Annotated in this window: 18 protein-coding genes; 7 read left to right on the top strand and 11 right to left on the bottom strand. The window is 72.0% G+C overall.

Annotated features, from left to right (window positions below):
• Positions 1-121 precede the first annotated feature (121 nt).
• The 7 genes from P696_RS0137920 to P696_RS50840 all read left to right on the top strand — a co-directional run bounded on the left by P696_RS0137920 (position 122) and on the right by P696_RS50840 (position 5803).
• Entirely contained in the window at positions 122-958 is an 837-nt protein-coding gene (locus P696_RS0137920) for an aromatase/cyclase (protein WP_026416403.1), read from the top strand.
• Positions 955-1707 (top strand): cyclase family protein, encoded by a 753-nt coding sequence (locus P696_RS0137925; protein ID WP_026416404.1) that lies wholly within the window; start codon positions 955-957, stop codon positions 1705-1707. Before P696_RS0137920 ends, P696_RS0137925 begins: the two co-directional genes overlap by 4 nt.
• Positions 1704-2078, top strand: coding sequence for a lipocalin-like domain-containing protein (locus tag P696_RS0137930; RefSeq protein WP_026416405.1), 375 nt, complete (start codon positions 1704-1706; stop codon positions 2076-2078). Before P696_RS0137925 ends, P696_RS0137930 begins: the two co-directional genes overlap by 4 nt.
• Positions 2079-2332: 254 nt before the next feature.
• The gene (locus P696_RS0137935) at positions 2333-3601 is read left to right on the top strand and encodes a beta-ketoacyl-[acyl-carrier-protein] synthase family protein (protein WP_026416406.1); all 1269 of its coding nucleotides are present in this window, start codon (positions 2333-2335) and stop codon (positions 3599-3601) included.
• Positions 3598-4860: a ketosynthase chain-length factor gene (locus P696_RS0137940; RefSeq protein WP_342669059.1), complete on the top strand. Its 1263-nt coding sequence runs from the start codon at positions 3598-3600 to the stop codon at positions 4858-4860. The genes P696_RS0137935 and P696_RS0137940 overlap by 4 nt, the downstream gene beginning before the upstream one ends.
• 38 nt (positions 4861-4898) lie before the next feature.
• The gene (locus P696_RS0137945; protein ID WP_026416408.1) at positions 4899-5171 is read left to right on the top strand and encodes an acyl carrier protein; all 273 of its coding nucleotides are present in this window, start codon (positions 4899-4901) and stop codon (positions 5169-5171) included.
• Positions 5171-5803: an NADPH-dependent FMN reductase gene (locus P696_RS50840; RefSeq protein WP_051468774.1), complete on the top strand. Its 633-nt coding sequence runs from the start codon at positions 5171-5173 to the stop codon at positions 5801-5803. Before P696_RS0137945 ends, P696_RS50840 begins: the two co-directional genes overlap by 1 nt.
• Here P696_RS50840 and P696_RS0137955 read toward each other — a convergent pair.
• The 11 genes from P696_RS0137955 to P696_RS0138005 all read right to left on the bottom strand — a co-directional run bounded on the left by P696_RS0137955 (position 5785) and on the right by P696_RS0138005 (position 18778).
• Positions 5785-6897 carry an acyl-CoA dehydrogenase family protein gene (locus P696_RS0137955; protein ID WP_051468777.1) on the bottom strand — a complete coding sequence of 371 codons (1113 nt, stop codon included), beginning with the start codon at positions 6895-6897 and terminating at the stop codon, positions 5785-5787. The genes P696_RS50840 and P696_RS0137955 overlap by 19 nt on opposite strands.
• A 126-nt stretch (positions 6898-7023) precedes the next feature.
• Positions 7024-7761 (bottom strand): SDR family NAD(P)-dependent oxidoreductase, encoded by a 738-nt coding sequence (locus P696_RS0137960; RefSeq protein WP_026416410.1) that lies wholly within the window; start codon positions 7759-7761, stop codon positions 7024-7026.
• Positions 7762-8019: 258 nt separating this feature from the next.
• Positions 8020-9195 carry an IS701 family transposase gene (locus P696_RS50845; RefSeq protein WP_084338827.1) on the bottom strand — a complete coding sequence of 392 codons (1176 nt, stop codon included), beginning with the start codon at positions 9193-9195 and terminating at the stop codon, positions 8020-8022.
• 166 nt (positions 9196-9361) lie between these two features.
• Positions 9362-9679: an STAS domain-containing protein gene (locus P696_RS50850; protein ID WP_051468781.1), complete on the bottom strand. Its 318-nt coding sequence runs from the start codon at positions 9677-9679 to the stop codon at positions 9362-9364.
• Complete coding sequence (locus P696_RS50855) at positions 9676-11664, bottom strand: glycogen debranching protein (RefSeq protein WP_051468783.1); 1989 nt, start codon at positions 11662-11664, stop codon at positions 9676-9678. The genes P696_RS50850 and P696_RS50855 overlap by 4 nt, the downstream gene beginning before the upstream one ends.
• Positions 11661-13478, bottom strand: a complete 1818-nt coding sequence (locus P696_RS0137980) for an AGE family epimerase/isomerase (RefSeq protein WP_026416411.1) — start codon at positions 13476-13478, stop codon at positions 11661-11663. The genes P696_RS50855 and P696_RS0137980 overlap by 4 nt, the downstream gene beginning before the upstream one ends.
• The gene (locus P696_RS50860; RefSeq protein ID WP_211245959.1) at positions 13468-14106 is read right to left on the bottom strand and encodes a DJ-1/PfpI family protein; all 639 of its coding nucleotides are present in this window, start codon (positions 14104-14106) and stop codon (positions 13468-13470) included. The genes P696_RS0137980 and P696_RS50860 overlap by 11 nt, the downstream gene beginning before the upstream one ends.
• A gap of 64 nt (positions 14107-14170) precedes the next feature.
• Entirely contained in the window at positions 14171-14815 is a 645-nt protein-coding gene (locus tag P696_RS0137990) for a nuclear transport factor 2 family protein (protein WP_157430173.1), read from the bottom strand.
• Positions 14816-14850: 35 nt separating this feature from the next.
• Positions 14851-16479: a thiamine pyrophosphate-binding protein gene (locus P696_RS0137995; RefSeq protein ID WP_026416413.1), complete on the bottom strand. Its 1629-nt coding sequence runs from the start codon at positions 16477-16479 to the stop codon at positions 14851-14853.
• Positions 16480-16519: 40 nt separating this feature from the next.
• Entirely contained in the window at positions 16520-17347 is an 828-nt protein-coding gene (locus P696_RS0138000) for a type 1 glutamine amidotransferase domain-containing protein (RefSeq protein ID WP_026416414.1), read from the bottom strand.
• Between the two features lie 270 nt (positions 17348-17617).
• On the bottom strand, positions 17618-18778 hold the full coding sequence (locus P696_RS0138005; RefSeq protein ID WP_211245960.1) for a PQQ-dependent sugar dehydrogenase: 1161 nt from the start codon (positions 18776-18778) through the stop codon (positions 17618-17620).
• Positions 18779-18782 lie beyond the last annotated feature (4 nt).

Genomic DNA, 18782 nt, shown 5'->3' on the forward strand with positions numbered 1-18782 from the left:
GGCACATGGTTCCGCACGGCCCCGTTCCGCGCCCCGTCCGTCAGCGAGAGTTCAGCGGTCTTCGAGATCGCCTCCATAGCCTTACGCACACTGGGCGGGCAACCTGAACGGAAGTATCCCGTTGATTATCCACACGCTGATTTATCGCTTCGCCGACTCGGTGACCGCGCCCGAACGGGAGCAGTTCTTCGCCGAACTGGGAAAGGTGGCACTGGACTCCGGGCTGGTGCTTGACTTCGGTCACGGCGACCATTTCACGCTGCCGGTGGACGCGCACGCCAGGGGCATGACCGGGCACACCGTCGCCCAGTTCGCCGTCCCGGACCTGGAGACGCTGCGTGCGTTCTCCGAGCTGCCGCACGTCCACGAGCACATCTCCCGCTGGCGCTCGAGGATCGATTACGAGGCCGCCTACGCCAACCACGAGAACCTGCTCACCGCGCCGTCCAGGAAGGGATCCGTCATGCACCACACCGAGCACACCGTCACGATCGAGGCTGCCGCGGACATCGTCTGGAAGGTCCTCGTCGACGTCGAGGGGTACGCGCGCATCTTCCCTCCGACGCAGGAGGTGAAGATCTTCGAGGAGTCCCCGTCGCACCAGATCGCGCGGCTGGTGGTGGACGTGAGCGGGTCCATCCAGTCCTGGGTGTCGCGGCGGGACATCGACGCCGAGCGGCGGGTCATCGCCTACCGGCAGCTGGAGAACGCGCCGCTGATGGGTTACATGGGCGGCGAGTGGCGGGCGCTGGCGCTCGGGACGGAGCGCACCCAACTCGTGCTGACCCACGACTTCAAGCCGCGCGACCCGGAGGACGGCAAGGTCGCGGGCCGGTACACCTACGAGCAGGCCGACGAGATGATCAAGGCCGCGGTGGAGCGGAACAGCGTGGCCGACCTCGGCGCGGTGAAGGACGAGTCGGAGCGCATCGCCGCCGCGCGGGAGCGCGTCGCGTGACGCGGCTCGTGGACCTGAGTGTCACGCTCCGGGACTCCCCCAGCGAGGCGACGCCCGTGAAGGTCGACCTGCTCGACCACCGGACGGGCGCGACCGTGCTCGGCCTGTCCCCGGCGGACTTCCCCGACGAGATGGCGATCTCCAACGAGACGGTGACGCTCACCACCCACACCGGCACGCACATGGACGCGCCGCTGCACTACGGCCCGCTCAGCGGCGGCACCCCCGCCAAGAGCATCGACCAGGTCCCGCTGGAGTGGTGCTACGGGCCCGGGGTGCGGCTGGACGTGCGCCACGTCCCGGCGGGCGAGGCCATCACCGTCGCGCATCTGGAGGACGCGTTCGCCGCGATCGGCCACGAGCTCACCGCGGGCGACATCGTGCTCCTGTGGACCGGAGCCGACGCGCTCTGGGGATCGGCCGACTACCTCACCTCGTACGCCGGGCTGAGCGGCGAGGGCACGGCGTACCTGGTCGAGCGGGGCGTCCGGGTGATCGGCATCGACGCGTGGGGACTGGACCGGCCGATGCGCTCGATGATCGAGGACTACCGGCGGACGGGCGACAACCGGCATCTGTGGCCCGCGCACCTCTACGGCCGGACCCGCGAGTACCTGCAACTGGAGAAGCTCGCGAACCTGGGCGACCTGCCCGCGCCGACCGGGTTCACGGTCGCGTGCTTCCCGGTGCCGGTCGGCGGCGCGGGCGCGGGCTGGACGCGCGTGGTCGCCATCACCGGGGAGCCGTGACGGCCGGGGAGCTCGTCGGGACGTGGCGGCTCGCCGCGTTCCACGACGTGGACGAGGCCGGGCGGGTTGTCGACGACCCGCTCGGCCCGGCCCCGGAGGGGCTGCTGATCTACACCTCCGACGGGCACGTCGCGGTGAGCATGATGCGCTCCACGCCCGGTCCCGGGCCCCGGTACATGGGTTACGCGGGCCGCTGGACGGCGTCGGGCGACCGGGTGTCGCACCGGATCGAGGTCGCCGAACGGCCCGACTGGCCGGGCACCGAGCAGACCCGCCGGGCCGAGCTGGACGGCGACCGGCTGACGCTGCACGCCACGACGACCATCGACGGCCTCGTCCGGAACCGCGTGCTCAGCTGGCTGCGCGCCTGAAACACGAACCGGAACACGGCCGGAACACGGGCCGGGAACGGTCCCGAAAGACGAACCGGTCCGGACGCGTCATCGCGACGCGTCCGGACCGGTTTCGTTATCGCCGCCACGCGACGGAGGGCAGGAGACCATTCTTCGGAACTCGACGGTCCCTAGCGCGCGGCTTGTTTTGGGGCTCCACCGGCGCGCTAGCCGTTGGCGACATTTCCGGACCATTCTGGGCGTTATCGTGTTCCCGACGGGAAAGGTTGCCCATGAGCCGGCGAGTCGTCATAACGGGAATAGGAGTCCGGGCCCCGGGCGGCCCGGGGACGAAGGCCTTCTGGGAAATGCTGACGGCGGGCCGCACGGCGACCCGCCGCATCTCACTGTTCGACCCCGCGAACCACCGGTCACAGGTGGCGGGCGAGTGCGACTTCGTCCCGGCGTTCGAGGGGATCTCGCCCCGGCACCGGCGGCGGCTGGACCGCGCGGCGCAGTTCGCCGTGGTGTGCGCGCGCGAGGCGGTCGCCGACAGCGGCCTCGACCTCGACCTGCTCGACCCCGGACGGGTCGGGGTCAGCGTCGGCAGCGCGGTCGGCGCGGCAACCAGCCTGGAGCAGGAGTACCTGGTGCTGTCCGACAGCGGACGGCACTGGGTGATGAGCGAGGACCACCTGTCCCCGCACATGTTCGACTACCTGGTCCCCGCCGCGATGGCCCGCGAGGTCGCCTGGGAGGTCGGCGCGGAGGGCCCGGTCACGATGGTCTCGACCGGCTGCACCTCGGGCATCGACTCGGTGGGGTACGCGGTGGAGCTGGTCCGCGAGGGCGCGGTCACCACGATGATCGCGGGCGGGTCCGACACCCCGGTCACCCCGATCGTGGTGGCGTGCTTCGACGCGATCAAGGCGACGACACCCCGCAACGACGAGCCGGAGCGGGCGTCCCGCCCGTTCGACGCGAGCCGCAACGGGTTCGTGCTGGCCGAGGGCGCGGCGATGTTCGTGCTGGAGGAGTACGAGCACGCGCGCCGCCGGGGCGCGCAGGTCTACGCGGAGATCTCCGGCTACGCGACCCGCTGCAACGCCTACCACATGACCGGGTTGCGCAAGGACGGCGCCGAGATGGCCGAGGCCATCGACGCCGCGCTCGACGAGGCCCGGCTGGACGGCGCGGACGTCGGCTACGTCAACGCCCACGGGTCCGGCACCAAGCAGAACGACCGGCACGAGACCGCCGCGTTCAAGCGCAGCCTCGGCAGGCACGCGTACCGGGTGCCGGTGAGCTCCATCAAGTCGATGGTCGGGCACTCGCTCGGCGCGATCGGGTCGATCGAGATCGCCGCGTCGGCGCTGGCGCTGACGCACGGGGTCGTCCCGCCGACCGCGAACCTGCACGTGCCCGACCCGGAATGCGACCTCGACTACGTCCCGCTCGAGGCCCGGGACCTGTACCTCGACGCGGTGCTGACGGTCGGGAGCGGGTTCGGCGGGTTCCAGAGCGCGATGGTCCTGCGGCGAACCGACCTGGCGGCGCGGTGAGCGCGCCGACGGTCGCGCGGGGCGCCGCCGCCTCGTACACGCGCCCCCATCCCGTCGTGGTGGGCATGGGCGCGATCACCCCGAGCGGCCTGGACGTCGAGCGGCACTGGCAGGCGGTGCTGAACGGCCGCACGAGCGTCGGCTCGGTGTCCGGGTTCGACGCCTCGGCGTGCTCGGTGCGGCTGGCCGGGCAGGTCCGCGGCTTCGAGCCGGAACGGCATCTGCCGGACCGGCTGCTGGCGCAGACCGACCGCGTGACGCGGCTGGCGCTCGCGACCGCCGCGGCCGCGCTCGACCAGGCCCGCCTGGACGGCTCCGGCCTGTCCGACCTGGACCTCGGCGTCGTGTTGTCCAACGGGCAGGGCGGCTCGGAGTTCACCCACCGCGAGTTCCGCAAGCTCTGGAGCCAGGGCCCGAAGCTGGTCAGCGTGTACGAGTCGTTCGCCTGGTTCTACGCGGCGAACACCGGCCAGATCTCGATCCGGCACGGAATGCGCGGGCCGTGCGGCGTGCTGGTCGCCGAGCAGGCGGGCGGTCTGGACGCGCTCGGCCAGGGCCGCCGCAGCATCCGGCGGGGCGCGCGGCTGATCGTCGGCGGTGGCTTCGACTCCGCGTTCGACCCGTGGGGCTTCATCGCGCAGAACTCGCACGGCCGGGTCAGCCGCGAGAGCGACCCCCGGCTCGCGTACCGGCCGTTCGACCGGGACGCGGGCGGGCACCTGCCGGGCGAGGGCGGCGCGGTGCTGGTGATGGAGGACGCCGGATCGGCGCGGGACCGGGACGTCCCGCCGCTCGGCGAGATCGCGGGGCACGCCGCCACCTTCGACCCGCCACCAGGATCAGACCGTCCGCCCGCGCTGCGGCGGGCGATCAAGCTGGCGCTCGCGGACGCGGGTGTGACCACTGTGGACGTGGTCTTCGCGGACGCGGCGGGCCTGCCCGGCCCGGACAGGGTCGAGGCCGACGCGCTCGCCGCCGTGTTCGGACCGCGCCGGGTGCCGGTGACCGCGCCGAAGGCGGGCTTCGGACGGCTCGGCGCGGGTGGCGGCCCGGTGGACGCGGTCACGGCGCTGCTCGCGATGCGGGACTCGGTGATCCCGCCGACCCCGCACACCGCCGACGTCCCGGACGGGTACGGCATCGACCTCGTCACCGGCGCGCCCCGCGAGACCCGGATCGGGACGGCCCTGGTGCTGGCCCGCGGGCACGGCGGCTTCAACTCCGCGCTCGTCCTGCGCGGCCCCCGACCGACGAACTGACCGACGAACCGACCGACCGACGAACAGAGGAGACACCGATGACCGAGCTGACCGCCGCCGACCTGTTCCGGATGCTGGTGGAGGCCGCGGGCGACACCGGCTCCGGGCTCGCCCCGGAGGAGAGCCTGGACGTCGCCTTCGAGGACCTCGGCTACGACTCGCTGGCCCTGATGGAGACCTCGGCGCTGATCGAGCGCACCGTCGGCGTCGGCGTGGACGACGAGGTTCTCGCCGACCTGCGCACCCCCCGCGAGCTACTGGACCTGGTGAACGGGGCGGCGCTGGACGGGTCCGCCGCGAAGCGGGTGTGATGTCGAGCCACTCCCGACCGCTGGTCGTCGGTATCGGCGGGACCATCCGCGCCGGGTCCACCAGTGAGCGGACGCTGCGGTTCGCGCTGTCGGCCGCGGCCGACCTCGGCGCGGAGCCGCTGTTGCTGACGGCGGCGGAGCTGCACCTGCCCGCCTACCGCCCCGGGTCGTCCGCACGGACGGCCCGGGCCCGCCGCTTCGTGGAGGCGCTGCGCGCGGCCGAGGGCGTGCTGGTCGCCTCTCCCGCCTACCACGGCGGCATGTCCGGGCTGCTGAAGAACGCCCTGGACCACGCGGAGGACCTGCGTGACGACGCCCGCCCCTACCTGGACGGACGGGCGGTCGGCTGCATCGCCACCGGAGCGGGCTGGCAGGGCCCGGCCGCCACGCTCGCCCAGATGCGGGGGACGGCGCACGCGCTGCGCGGCTGGCCGACACCGCTGGGCGTGGTGGTCAACTCGTCCCAACCGTGCTTCGAGGAGGCGGGCGTGCCCGTCGAGCACTACCGGACACAGTTGCGGATCATGGCAGGACAGGTCGTCGGCTTCGCGCGGCTCCGCATGGGCGCCGCCGCGCTCGGGCGGGCGGACCTGTTCCGCCCGGCGGGCGTCGTTCAGCCGACGGGCCAGTAGGCCCGCTCGGTGAAGGGCGCGGCGGAGAACTCGGGGCGCAGCATCGCGTGGGAGAGCGCGCCGTTCACGTCGCGCCACGCCCGTTGCAGCGGATGCCCGTCGGTCTGCACGGACGTCCCGCCCTGCCGGACCAACCGGTTGACGGCCGCGCGGACGAGGTCGGCGGCGAGCGTGGCGTCCCGCGCGGCCCGCACCACGTCGTCCTCGCTCACCTGCCCGGCGTCGGCGACGGCGCTCGCCCGCTCGACCACCAGGCGGGCGGCGTCCAGCTCGGCCGACGACCGCGCGAGCACCTCGCGCAGGCCGGGGTGGCGCGGGACGGGCAGCCCGTCACGCTTCTTGGCGCGCAGCTCGCCCGCCCACACGGTGAGCGCCGCCAGCGCCGCGCCGAGCGCGGGGGCGACGAACAGCGGCGGCATCGCACCCCGGACCGGGACACCCCTCCCGGCCGGGGCGGCCTCCCCGTTCCGTCCCGCGACCACGTCCCGCTGAGCGCAGGTCCGGCGGTCGGGGACGAACACACCGTCCACGACGACCGTGCGGCTTCCGGTGCCGCGCATGCCCAGGGTGAACCAGGTGTCATCGATCCGGTACTCGTCCCTGCGCAGGGCGCAGAACAGGGGCTCCACCTCGTCCTCGCGCTTCGTCAGGACGCAGACCAGGGCCCACTCCGCGAAGTCGATCCCGCTGACGAACGCCCAGCGCCCCGACAGCTCCCAGCCGCCGGGCACCCGGACGGCCCTCCCCGCCGGGGGCAGCGCGGACGCCAGCGGCGTGTCCGCGCCGAGGTCCCAGATCTCCTCGCGTCCCTCGGCGGGCAGGAACGAGGCGATGCGTCCGGACGAGGCCAGCGTGAGACCGCACCACGACGCCGAGGCGCAGCCCTTCCCGACCTCGACGAGTGCCGCGAGCAGCTCTGAGAACGACGCCTCCGCGCCGCCCTGCGCCACCGGAACCGAATGCCGGGCGAAACCGGCGTTGACCAGCGCCTGAACAACCTCGGGCGACAGGGCCCGCCGGGCATCGGCCTCGACCGCGTGCTCGCTCGCCAGAACCGCGACCTTCCCGGCCGCGAGCGTCAACGTGGTCGTCATATCCCGTGTCTGTTCGAGCATGACTGCCTCCGGTCCATGGGCGATCCAGCCGTGGGACCGACCTTCGCACGCCGCCCTTGAAAGGCGCTGGCATGCCACTGTCTCGCCCGGGCTCCGTCGGCGGGGTCAGGACCAGAGCAGCCCGCCGCTCACCTCGAGCACGCTCCCGTTGACGTAGGACGCCTCGTCCGAGGCGAGGAACACCGCCGCGCGCGCCGCCTCCCGCGCCTCCCCGACGCGGCCGAGCGCGAACCGCCTGCGGTAGGCCTCCCAGACTTTGTCGTTGCGGCTGACCGCCCGGCCCATGCCCTCGTCAAGGAAGCCTGGGGCCAGCGCGTTGACGCGGATGGAGTAGCGGCCCAGCTCGATGGCGGTGACGCGGGTGAAGGCCTCGACCGCCGCCTTGCTGGCCGAGTACCCGGCGGCTCCGACGGTCGGCCTGGACGCCATGATCGAGGACAGGTTGACGATCGCGCCGCCGCGTTCGCGCAGGTGAGGGACCGCGGCCCGGGTGCACAGGAACACGCCGGTCAGATTGGTGTCGATCATCACTCGCCAGTCCGGCACGGCGAGCCGTTCGGCCCTGCCGTCCCGGTTCACCCCGGCATTGGCGACGACGACGTCGAGCGCGCCGAACGCGTCGACGGCCGACGTCATGAGGGCCTCCACCGAGTCGGGGTCGGTGACGTCCGCCCGCTGGTAGCGGACGTGGCCCGGGTGGTCGTCCAGCAGCGTCTTGAACTCGCCCCCGGTGCGGGCCGCGCAGACCACCGAGGCCCCCTCGCGGAGGAACTCCCGGGCGATCGTGAGGCCCAGCCCGCGGGTGCCTCCGGTGACGACGGCGACCCGTCCGTCCAGTTCCATGGTGTCTCCTTGTGCCAGGTCAGGGCGGCGGCGGTCGCGAGGTCCGAGGTGGTCGTGCCGGGCGGACGATCCCGATGGGCACGCTGGAACTCCTCGCCGGTGGGTGGGGCGCTCACGCTATTTCCGCACGCTCGACAAGCAATAGCGCGCCACTCGCGTCGGCGTTCCCGGGCGCTGTCGCGGGGAGACGGGCCGGGCCCAGAGCCCGGGACGGCCGGGTCCGCCGCGCTGTGAGGTCGCAGCGGACCCGGCCGTCCGTCACTCGTGCGTGCGCTGAAGGGGCAGGTCGAGCTCGCGCTCCCCCGGGTCGGGCCAGAGCGAGTCCTGCCAGCCCAGGTGATGGAACACGAACGCGGCCGAGACCAGCGTCATGTGGTGGTGCCAGCCCCGGTACGAGCGCCCCTCGAAGTCGCGGAGCCCGAAGTTGCCCTCCAGGTCCCGGACGTCCGCCCGGACGCGCTCGCGCAGTCGGCCCAGCGAGATCGCCTCCTCGACACGCATGTCGAGCAGGTTCGTGACCCAGAACCGGGTGACCCGCTTGCGGGCGGGCGACCACATGCCGATCAGCCGCCGCGCCCGCGGGCCGTTGTGCACCACGGTCGAGCGGAGCTGGAGCCGGCGCGTCGCCGAGAGCAGCACGTCATGGCGCTGGACCGTGCCGTTCAGCAACCGGTCGGCCGCCCTCGTTGGCACGTTCCCCTGTCCCGTGCCGGGCCGGCAGACCTCCGCCATGCCGTCGGTCTCCACCATGAACCCGAGGTCGCGGCGCTCCAGGTCGTCGATCAGCCGCTCGGCCGACCGCGCCTCGGCCAGGGTGGCGCCGCGCAGGTCCGCGACGACCGGGGGCAGCACCAGCCCCCAGTCGGCGGTCATCTGCTCCAGCATGTCGATCATGTACGCGCCCTCGTCCGGGAGCACGGCGTCCGCCGGGACGGGCACCGACCGCTCCGGTTCGGCCAGGCGCTGCCCGGACAGCACGATCCGCCAGTTCACCGGGACGCTCAGGTCGTCGCCGAGCAGGAACGCGCCCAGCCCGACCTGGCAGTTGATGACCCGCTCCTCCTGCGGGACGTACCGGCGTCCCACTCCGACCGAGTGCCCGCCCCGCTTGGGGATGAACACGCGGTTCATGACCAGCACCCGCGACGGACGCTGCCGGGTGACATAGTGCGCCAGCAGCATCCGCACCGGATCCCAGTCCCATGGGCTCTGGTTCAGGAACTGCTGGAGCGACTGGGTGGCGGGCAACGACAGGATCTCCTCGGCGATGCGCCGCAGGGACTTCTTTCCGGTGAGGAGCACCAGGCCGCGCACATATGCCTCAGCCCAGCGTCGTTGGTCCACTCGGGGAAGCGGACCGAAGATCTCCTGCACGAAGGTGGACAGCGAATCGTACGGAATGGTCAGTGGATCGCCTGATGCTTCGTTTAGCATGCACGCCCCTGGGAGCCAGGTCCGACCGCGAACAGCCTTCCCACAGTCGGTACGAGCCTGATCTTGAGACAGTACTTGAGCTGCGAGTCACCGGGAATCACCGGATTGTGATGGCGTGATCCGGCAATTTTTTTAAAGACTTGGCAAAATGGCTGACGTTTCCTGATCATGCGGCCACTTGTGCGGCGACGACCGCGTGCGCGTGCCCGGCGTCGGTGAGCGGCTCGACCAATTCGGGTCGCACCCCGGCGAGGATGAGCTCGGTGCCCCGGCCGGTGAGCTGTGGCGCGAACGCCAGGCAGCGCAGCCCGGCGGGGCTGATGGCCGTGAGCTCGTCCAGGCGCAGCACCAGGCGGCGCGGGCGCACCGCCGCCGCCTGCTCCAGCAGACGGCGGAACTGAGGGACGGCGGCGGTGTCGAGCTCACCGGTGAGGTGGACCGTCGCGGTGACGTCGGTGCGGCTGAGGTAGGCCGTGAAAGTCATGGGCGGGTCTCCCGGTCGGGTTCGGTCGTGGGCTTGGCCACCAGCACGAGGGCGGAGCGTCCCGCCAACGTGGGGGGTCGGACGAGCGGCGGCTCCCGCCCGGCCGGACGGGCGCAGGGCTCCGGCCCCTCGCCGGTGGCGGCGAACACGTGCCACTGGGTGCCCGCGGGCGGGTCCGGCGGCCGGATCGGGCGTGCGTCGGGCGTGGCGTTGACCGCCAGGTACACGGTGTCTCCGGACCGTCCGTCCGGGGCCGTGCCGTGCCGGACCACCTCCACGACACCGGCGTCCCGCGACAGGTCGCGCGAACCGGCGGGGTCGGTCACGGCCGGGTGGGCCTTGCGGAAGGCGAGGCACCGGCGGACGAAGTCGAGGAAGTCCTCGTTCTTCTCGGCGAGGGTCCAGTCGACCCAGCCGATCTCGTTGTCCTGCGGATAGGCGTTGTTGTTGCCGTGCTGGGTCCGGCCGAACTCGTCACCCGCCGGGAACATGGGTGTCCCGGTTCCCAACAGCAGCATGAGCATGGCGGACCGGGTCTGCCGATCCCGGAGGTCGGTGACCCGTGGGTCGTCGGTGGGGCCTTCGTGACCGCAGTTCCAGCTGTCGTTGTCGGGAATCCCGTCGCGGCCGTCCTCTCCGTTGGCGGTGTTGTGCCTGTCGTCGTAGGAGGCCCAGTCGGCGAGCGTGAACCCGTCGTGACACGTCACGAAGTTGACCGGGACCGCCGGGCCGTCCCCGGCGTAGAGGTCGGGGGAGCCGAGCAGCCGGGGGGCCACGTCGGCGGCGTCCGCGCGGCCGGTGAGGAACCGGCGGACGTGGTCGCGGAACCGTCCGTTCCACTCCGTCCAGCGCCCGCCGTGCCGGGGGAAGCGTCCGGTCAGGTCGAGACCGGTCGCGTCCCACGGCTCGGCGATGAGCCGGACGTCCGCGAGCACCGGGTCGTGGGCGATGGCCTCCAGCAGCGGCGGGTCGTCCAGCACGCGCCCGTCGCTCCCGCGCGCGAGGATCGGGGCCATGTCGAAGCGGAAGCCGTCCACGTGGAACTCGGTGACCCAGTATCGAAGGCAGTCCAGAACGAACCCGCGGACCGCCGGGTGGTTCGCGTTCACCGTGTTGCCGGTGGCCGTCAGGTTCAGGTGCGCCCCGTCCGCGCCGAGCATGTAGTAGACCGGCTCGGCCAGGCCCTTGAACGACAGGACCGGGCCGCGCTCGTTGCCCTCGCCCGTGTGGTTGAACACCACGTCGAGGACGACCTCGATCCCCGCGCGGTGCAGGTCGCGGACCAGCTCCCTGAACTCCCGCGCCGGGCCGTCCCCCCTCGGGTCGGACGCGTACGCCGCCTTCGGCGCGAAGAAACCGAGCGTGTTGTAGCCCCACAGGTTCACCAGTGGACGGCCCGTGTCCGGCGAGACGTGCACGTTGTCGGTCTCGTCGAACTCGAACACCGGCAGCAGCTCGACGCAGTTGACGCCCAGCTCCGTCAGGTAGGGAATCTTTTCCCCCACTCCCGCGAAGGTGCCCGGACGCGCCACACCCGCCGACCCGTGCCGGGTGAACCCACGGACGTGCAGCTCGTAGACGACCAGGTCGCGCGCCGGGATCCGGGGGCTCCGGTCGTCGTCCCAGTCGAAGTCCCCGTCCAGTAGCGCGCTGCGGTAGCGGGGCCGTTCGCCCCAGACCTCGCCACCCGCCAGCGCCCTGGCGTACGGATCGAGCACCGGGCCGTTCGCGCCCTCGGGAAGGAATCCGTAGTGGACGCGGGGGTCGAGCCCGACCACGACCATGCTGTGCACGTCGCCCACCCGGTACTCGTCGGGGAAGGGCAGGTCGGCCAGCGTCCGGCCGTCCGCCGGGTCCATGAGGACCAGGCGGACGCCCCGCGCGCCGGTCGTGTGCACGGCGAAGTTGACGCCCTCCGGCACCTTGGTCGCGCCCAGCGGAAGGGGACGCCCCGGACGCACCCGGTAGCCCGTGTGGGTGGTCACGGCCGTCGCCCCCCGGTGCCGAGCCGGACCCGGACCGTGTGCTGCTCGGCACTGTCCGGCAGCCTGACCTCCAGGGCGTCCGCGTCGAAGTCGGTGTACGGCTCGTCGTCCACCAGCACCCGCTCGACGTGGACCCGGCCGCGAGGCAGGACGTCCGGGGCGACCCGCAAGAGGCCGTCCGGGAAGTCCGCGCCCGCCTGCGGCCGGAACCACAGGTCCAGCGGCTCGCCGCGGGCGAGCAGGTCGCCGTAGACGGTCGCCAGGTAGCAGAGCTCGGACGTGTGGTACATGCTCATCGAGTGGCTGCCCTTCAGCCGCTCGGTGCCCAGTAGGTACGGCACGCCCTCCGCGAGCACGTTGAAGTAGACGGCCCCCTCGTCGTGGTCCAGGAAGAAGGCGTTGTAGAACGCCTGCGCCTCCCGGGCCGTCCGCGCGTGCTCCTCCCCGCCCCGGTGCGCCGCGAGGATCAGGTACGCGAGGATCGCCTGCTCCTGCTGCCACCACGCCTTACGGTCGTTCCAGACGAACCCGTGACTCCCCTGGTCCGGCGCGCGCTCGACCATGTCGAACCAGCCGCCGCGCTGGCCGTCCCGCCCGGCCTCGGGGATCGTCCGGGCCAGCCGTTCGGCGAGCTCCGCGTACTCGGGCTTGGGCAGCAACGCGCCCATCCGGGTCAGATTCCAGACGATCTTCATGTTGTGGCCGACGACCGCCCGGTCGCGCTGCCAGCCCCAGTCGCGGTCCGGCGTCCAGTCCGCGTGGAACCGCTCCTGGACGAACGGGGTCTCCGGGTCGGGGAAGCGGGTCGCGATCAGGTCGAACGTGTGCTCCAGCATCTTCAGGTAACGCTCCTGGCCGGTGGCCAGGTACAGGTTGAACAGGTACGCGGGCGCGTGGTCGCCGATCGAGTTCCAGTTCTTGCGCGACCTGTTGTGGCCCAGCGCGTCGTGGTGCGGACTGAACGTCACCGGGTCGATGTGCGAGTAGTAGCCGCCGAGCGCCGGGTCGGCGAAGTACCGGTCGAACAGCCGGATCGTTCCCTCGATGTCGCGCCGGACGGCCGGGTCGCCGGTGAGGCGGTAGGTCTGCACCGACCCGGCCAGCGCGTAGATCTGCTCGTAGGCCGGGATCGAGCGGTAGTCGTCGTCGAACTCCGAGGCGAACAGCTTGCGCTCCCGGTCCCCTTCGACGTCGATGCCGTGGTACCAGTACGTGACGTCCGCGTCGGCGTCCACGAACCGCATGTGCGCGCGCAGGTAGTCGGTGCCTCGCGTCGCGACGTCCAGGAAGTCCTCCTCGCCCGTGAGCATGTACGCGGTCGCCATGCCGTAGACCAGCCGGGAGAGCGTGTCGGTCTCCTGGACGTGCCGCTGCGTCTTCGCCCCGCCGAGGCGCAGCTCGGTGCGGTACTCACGGAAGTCGATCTCCGCCGCACCGAACTGGGCCCGCCGGTAGAAACCGCCGAGCTCGCGCAGCTGGTCCACCCACCAGCCGGCGCGGTCGAAGACGTACTCGCCCGCCTTGTCCTGGACGAACGTGAGCTGCGTGCCCTGGAAGTCCACGCCGTCCGCGCCTGTCCGAACCGGCCCGTAGGCGAACACGAACCGGCCGGGCAGCAGGAACTCGTCCAACCGCCCGGTGGCGTCGGCGTACGGCTCGCCCAGGTTGCGGGCCACCTGCGCGTAGGTGACCTCGGTCAGCCGAACGGTCACGTGGCGGCCGTCCTGGGTGCGCAGCAGCAGCCGGTTCCCGGTCCGCTCGACCACGTACCCCGCGACGAGGTCGGAGTGGGTCGCGCTCAGCTCACTCGGCACGTCCGCCCCCGCTCGCCACGCCCGCCGGCTCCCCGACCGAGGACTCGACCCGCGCGCCGTCCGACAGCAGCTCGATGACTTTGCGAGCGAGCAGGTGGCACTGGTCCACCGAGCGGCCCGTGACCAGGTCGCCGTCCACCACCACGTCCTCATCGCGGTAGCACGCGCCCATGTTCCGCACGTCGCCGACCAGGTTGTTGTGGCACGTGACCGCACGGTCGCGCACCAGCTCCGGGGCCGCCGACACCAGCAGCAGCCCGTGGCAGGAGAACGCCTTCACCAGGTTGGGCAGCCGGAACGCGCGGCGCATCAGCTCGACCGCGGGCGCGCCCACCGCGAGGTTCTCGCTGTACCGCAGCCGGTCGGCCACCATGCCCGAGGGCACGACCAGCGCCGAGAGCCGCGCCAGCGCGCCGTAGTCCAGCCGCTCCAGGTCGCCGCTCACGGTGAGCGGCGCGCGGTGCTCGTGGCCGGTGAAGGTCAGCGACTCGTTGCCCCAGAGCCGGGTCACGAGATCGACCCGCGCACCCTCCTCGGCGAACCTGCGTTGGTAGTAGGAGACCTCGTCCTCGACGTAGTCGCTCTCCATCAGGACGGCGATCCTCTTGCCCTCAAGTGTCGCGGGCACTTCTCCTCCTCCGTCGGTGTCCGGGCGGGGCCGCCTCTCCCGGCCCCGCCCGGGTCACTGCTGGTCAGGCGGCGGTGACCGCCAGCGGTCCGGAGCCCGCCATCGGTCGCATCTCGCGCACCGCGCAGATCCGGATCTTCGGCGCACCGTCGTGCAGGACGACGGTCCACTCCTCCACGACGTCGAAGCCGAGCCACCGGCTGTGCGCGGCGGGCGGACCCCACTCCGACGCCTGCCAGTTCAGGTGCACCTCGACCGCCGCGTGGATCGGCGAGAGGGGGCGCACCGTGAGGCTCCTGACCTCGCGGACCTCGTCGAAGAAGGCCCGGGTGGAGCGGTCGTACCAGTCGCGGAACGCGTCCCGGCCACGCAGCGTCCCCCAGGGGAAGGTCACCACCAGGCCCGCGTCGGCGAGCAGGTCCAGCAGCGACTCCGCCGGGGCGTGCCGGTCGAGCGCGGTGTACCAGCCGCGCACCAGCCGCCGGACCGCCCCGGTCGTCAGCCCGCCCGCCGGGTCGGCGGACGGCCCGTCACCGACGGCGAGCCGCTCACCGGACCCGGCCCCGCGAAGGGCGGGCGTCCGGTCGGTCGTGGCGAGCGCTCGGCTGGTGGCGAGCACCGTACCGGACGCCCCGGTCGTGGCGAGCGCCCCACCGGAAGCGGCGAGCGTGTCGACGAACGGCTCGTCGGCGAGGGAAAGCTCGGTCATGCCGGACAACCTCCTCAGTCGTCGGGTCGGGATGGTCAGGGGATGCGCAGGTCGACCAGGAGCGGTCCCGAGGCCGTGAACAGCTCCTCGACGGCGGCGTCCACCTGTCTCGGCTTCTCGACCGTCAGCGCGCGCACGCCCATCGCCTCGGCGAGTCCGGCGAAGGCGATCGCGGGGCGGGTCAGGTCGAACGCCGCGGGCGGCTCGTGGCTGGGCACGCCCAGTTCCGCCCAGTACTGCTCGATGTTGTCGTCGAGCAGCCGGTACCGGCCGTTGTTGCAGATCACGAACTTGGCGTCGATGCCGTGCCGGGCGGCCGTCCAGAGCGCCTGGATGGTGTACATGCTCCCGCCGTCGCCGGTGAGGCCGACGACCGTCGCGTCCGGTCGGGCGAGCTTGACGCCGAGCGCGCCGGGGATGCCCACGCCCAGCGAGCCGCCGCGGGTCTGGAAGAACGTGCCGGGCTCGCGTGGCGGCAGCCCCCGCAGCAGCGGGCCGGACGCGGTGAGCGCCTCGTCGAACACGATCAGGTCGTCCGGCGCGCGTTCGGCCAGCCGCGCGGCGAACGCCTCCAGCACGCCGCTCTCGCCGTCCCCGACGGCCGGGGCCGCGACCGGCTCGGCGCCCGCCGGATGCCGGGTGGGCCCCGGCCATCCGGCGGGTCGCTGCCGCTCCAGTTCGCGGGTCAGCGCGCCCAGGCTCAGCTTCGGATCGGCCACCAGCCCCACCGAGACGGGGAAGTTCTTGGCGATCTCGTAGGCGTCCAGGTCGATGTGGACGATCCGGGCGTCCGCCTTGAACGGGCTCGCCAGGTGCGGGAACACCTCGGGGAACACGTAGGTTCCGACGATGAGCACCGAGTCGGCGTCGCCGACGACCCGCGCGCTGTCGCGGCCGAACATGTGCCCGAGCTGCCCGCCGTAGAGGCGATGCGTGGTGTCGAAGTTGACCTCGGAGGAGTTCACGCCCCACACCGGCGCGTCGAGGCGCTCGGCGACCTCGGTGAGCTCGCGCTGCGCGCCGCTGGCCGCGACGCCGTCGCCCATCAGGATCAGCCTGCGCTCGCCGGCCAGCAACTCCTGGACGGCGGTGGCCACCAGCGACGGTTCCGGGACGACCCGGGTCGCGGGCAGCGTGCTCGGCACGGCCGGCTCGGCGGTGGGCTGGTCGAGCACGTCGCCGGGCAGCGCGACGACCACCGGACCGCACGGCGGGGTCATCGCGATCTTGATCGCGCGGCGCAGCACCCGCAGCACCGACCCCGGGTCCAGCACCCTGGTGGCGTACTTGGTGACGGGCTCGGCCATCGCGACCAGGTCGGCCGCCATCTGGGCGTCCATCGCGTCGTACCGGACGCCGGCCTCCCCCACCAGGGCCACCAGCGGTGAGCCGCCCCGCTTGGCCTGGTACAGCAGGCCGATCGCGTTCCCGAGGCCCACCCCGGCGTGCAGCTGGACGACTCCGGGCCGCTGGGCGGCCCGGGCATAGCCGTCGGCCATGCCGACCGCGACGCCCTCGTGCAGGGTCAGGACATAATCTGTCGCGGCATCGGCCCCGGCGTCCAGGAAACCTTGTTCCGTAGTCCCCGGATTGCCGAAAATATACTCGATTCCGTCGGCCGCGAACTGCTCGTATACGGCTTCTTTTCCCGGTCTTTCTCGCATTGCGTTCCCCACTCGGCGAGCGAAGTTGACAGGCGTGGAACTACCAGCCGTAACGCGTGAGCCCCTGCTCCAGGACCTCGACGAGCTTCGCACCGGAGAGCTCGGAGTCAGGGGTGGAGCGCGCGGTCACGAACGGAAAGTCCACGATGACGGAGGTCTCCTTGCCGACGTTCCCGTGGAACGCGCCCTCCGGGCCCACGGCGTCGCGCAGGATGTACTCGAGCGGGTACGGCGGCGGGCCCATGTTGAACTCGACGCCGACGAATCCGGTGCCGTCCTTGTAGTCGTACTCCTTGGGGTGGCCGGTCACGTGCTTGCCCTCGATCAGGCTCCGGCGGCTCTCCCAGTCGCGGGCGAACGCCAGCACCGCCACGCCATAGCACTCGGCCAGGATCGGCTTGTCCGCGCCGACGAAACGCAGCACCAGCTCGTGCAGTCGCTCGTTGTTGGCCAGGTCCACGATCGGGCCGCTTCCGCCGACGATGACCAGCGCGTCGAAGCTGGCGACCAGGTCCTTCACGGCCGCGTCAAGGCGGCGGTGGTAGTCCTCCAGCCCGCGCAGGTGGTTGATCGAGCTGAAGTACGGGCGCTCGGGGATCAGCTGTTCGAGGCTCAGCGGGGCGTCCAGCCGCGGCGAGGAGTCCAGCGCGGCGGCACGGCGGGCCATGTCGGGGGTGGTGACGGAACGGCCGAGCGGCGGGTCCACGTACTCGGGGTCCAGGCTCGGCGGCAGCGCCGGGGGCCGCTTACCGGTCGGGGTCGCGAAGGTGACGCGGTAGCCGCGGGCGTCGAACGCCTCGACCGGGCCGACCAGCTCCTCGCCCCAGTAGCCGAACTCGGACAGCACCACCAGTATTCTCTTCGCCACGGTTCCTCCATTGCTGTGGCACTTGATGGAGAATCCCGCCGCTGTGATGAGTCGTTTTGACTCCACTCCACCGCCGCCGGATTACTCCTTTGACTCCCTCAGTGAAAATGAGCGAGATGCGGAACCTCAAGACTTTGGGTTGGCGAGCCGACAACTATGTGAAGTTAACTGCCGAAGCCCGGTGACTCCACGCTCAGGGAACGTCACGCATTTGTGCAACGAAAAGGACCGGGGAGTGACCTCCGTCACTCCCCGGTCCGTTCATCGCGGTCAGCTTCGCGGTGGTGGCTTGATAGCGACGACGCTGTCGTCGCCGCTTCGCGGAGAGCCCAGGTTCCGATTGCTGATAAGAAGGTAGAGAAGGCCGTCCGGCCCTTCGGTCACCGCGCGGACGCGACCGAAACGCTCCCGGAGCAACACTTCCTCACTCGCCGCGCGGTCACCGCTGAGGGTGATGCGGCGCAGGCTCTCGCCCTTGAGCGCGGCCACGAGGAAACTCCCCGTCCAGGCCGAACCGGGATGTCGCACATAGGTGATACCGGACGGGGCGACACTGCGCGGCCAGAGCACCAGCGGCGGGGTGAACCCGGGCGCGCGCCGGCGTCCCGACACGTTCGGCCATCCGTAGTTCGCGCCGCGCCGGACGAGGTCGACCTCGTCGTCGCTGAGCACGCCGTGGTCGGTGACCAGCAGCCGGCCGGTCCCGGGCTCCCAGTCGAGACCCTGCGGGTTGCGGAACCCCGACGCGTAGATCTCTGGCCTACCACCTGTACCTCTCGCCGCAGCGGGACTCAGCCTGAGCACCTTCCCACCCAGTGAACGCGGATTCTGCGGCGTGGACTGATCCATGACATATCCGGTCGTCACGTACAGCCACCCGTCCGGGCCGAACCGGATCCGGCCGCCGACATGGTCACCGGCGGGTGGGATGCCCGTCAGGACCACGGTCTCGTCCGACAGTCTCCGGTCGCTGTACCGGTACCGCACGACCTCGTTGTCCCGCCGCGTCGTCCGGTACAGGTAGACGAAGCCGTTGGACGCGAACGACGGATCGAGCGCCAGCCCCAGCAGGCCCGCGGTGAGCGCGTACCCCTCCTGTGCGGGCGGGAAGGTCTGCGCCACCTTGATCTCGGCCACCGGCTCGCGTTCCAGCGCGCCGCCCGGGGTGATGCGGCGCAGCCGTCCGGGGCGCTCGGTGAGCAGCGCCGAGCCGTCCGGCAGGAAGGCCATGTCCCACGGCGCGTCCAGACCCGTCCCGACCGTCCGGACGACCTGCGCCCCGCCGCCCGCGTCCCTGGTGGTCGTGCGCGGTCCGGGCAGCTCGGCGCGGTCGTCGCCGCCGCGCCCCGCCTCCGTGCACCCGGTGAGCCCCAGCAGCACGGCGCCCACCGCGACGGCCAGCCTTCGCGCCGTGCCCGCCGCCCTCCACACCCGC

The organism is Actinomadura oligospora ATCC 43269, assembly GCF_000518265.1.
Lineage (GTDB): Bacteria > Actinomycetota > Actinomycetes > Streptosporangiales > Streptosporangiaceae > Spirillospora > Spirillospora oligospora.

Coding starts and splice junctions, on each gene's coding strand:
- P696_RS0137945 (WP_026416408.1), top strand. CDS start 4,899: ATGACCGAGCTGACCGCCGCCGACCTGTTCCGGATGCTGGTGGAGGCC.
- P696_RS0137995 (WP_026416413.1), bottom strand. CDS start 16,479: ATGCGAGAAAGACCGGGAAAAGAAGCCGTATACGAGCAGTTCGCGGCC.
- P696_RS50840 (WP_051468774.1), top strand. CDS start 5,171: ATGTCGAGCCACTCCCGACCGCTGGTCGTCGGTATCGGCGGGACCATC.
- P696_RS0137960 (WP_026416410.1), bottom strand. CDS start 7,761: ATGGAACTGGACGGACGGGTCGCCGTCGTCACCGGAGGCACCCGCGGG.
- P696_RS50850 (WP_051468781.1), bottom strand. CDS start 9,679: ATGACTTTCACGGCCTACCTCAGCCGCACCGACGTCACCGCGACGGTC.
- P696_RS0137935 (WP_026416406.1), top strand. CDS start 2,333: ATGAGCCGGCGAGTCGTCATAACGGGAATAGGAGTCCGGGCCCCGGGC.
- P696_RS0137990 (WP_157430173.1), bottom strand. CDS start 14,815: ATGACCGAGCTTTCCCTCGCCGACGAGCCGTTCGTCGACACGCTCGCC.
- P696_RS50845 (WP_084338827.1), bottom strand. CDS start 9,195: ATGCTAAACGAAGCATCAGGCGATCCACTGACCATTCCGTACGATTCG.
- P696_RS0137955 (WP_051468777.1), bottom strand. CDS start 6,897: ATGACGACCACGTTGACGCTCGCGGCCGGGAAGGTCGCGGTTCTGGCG.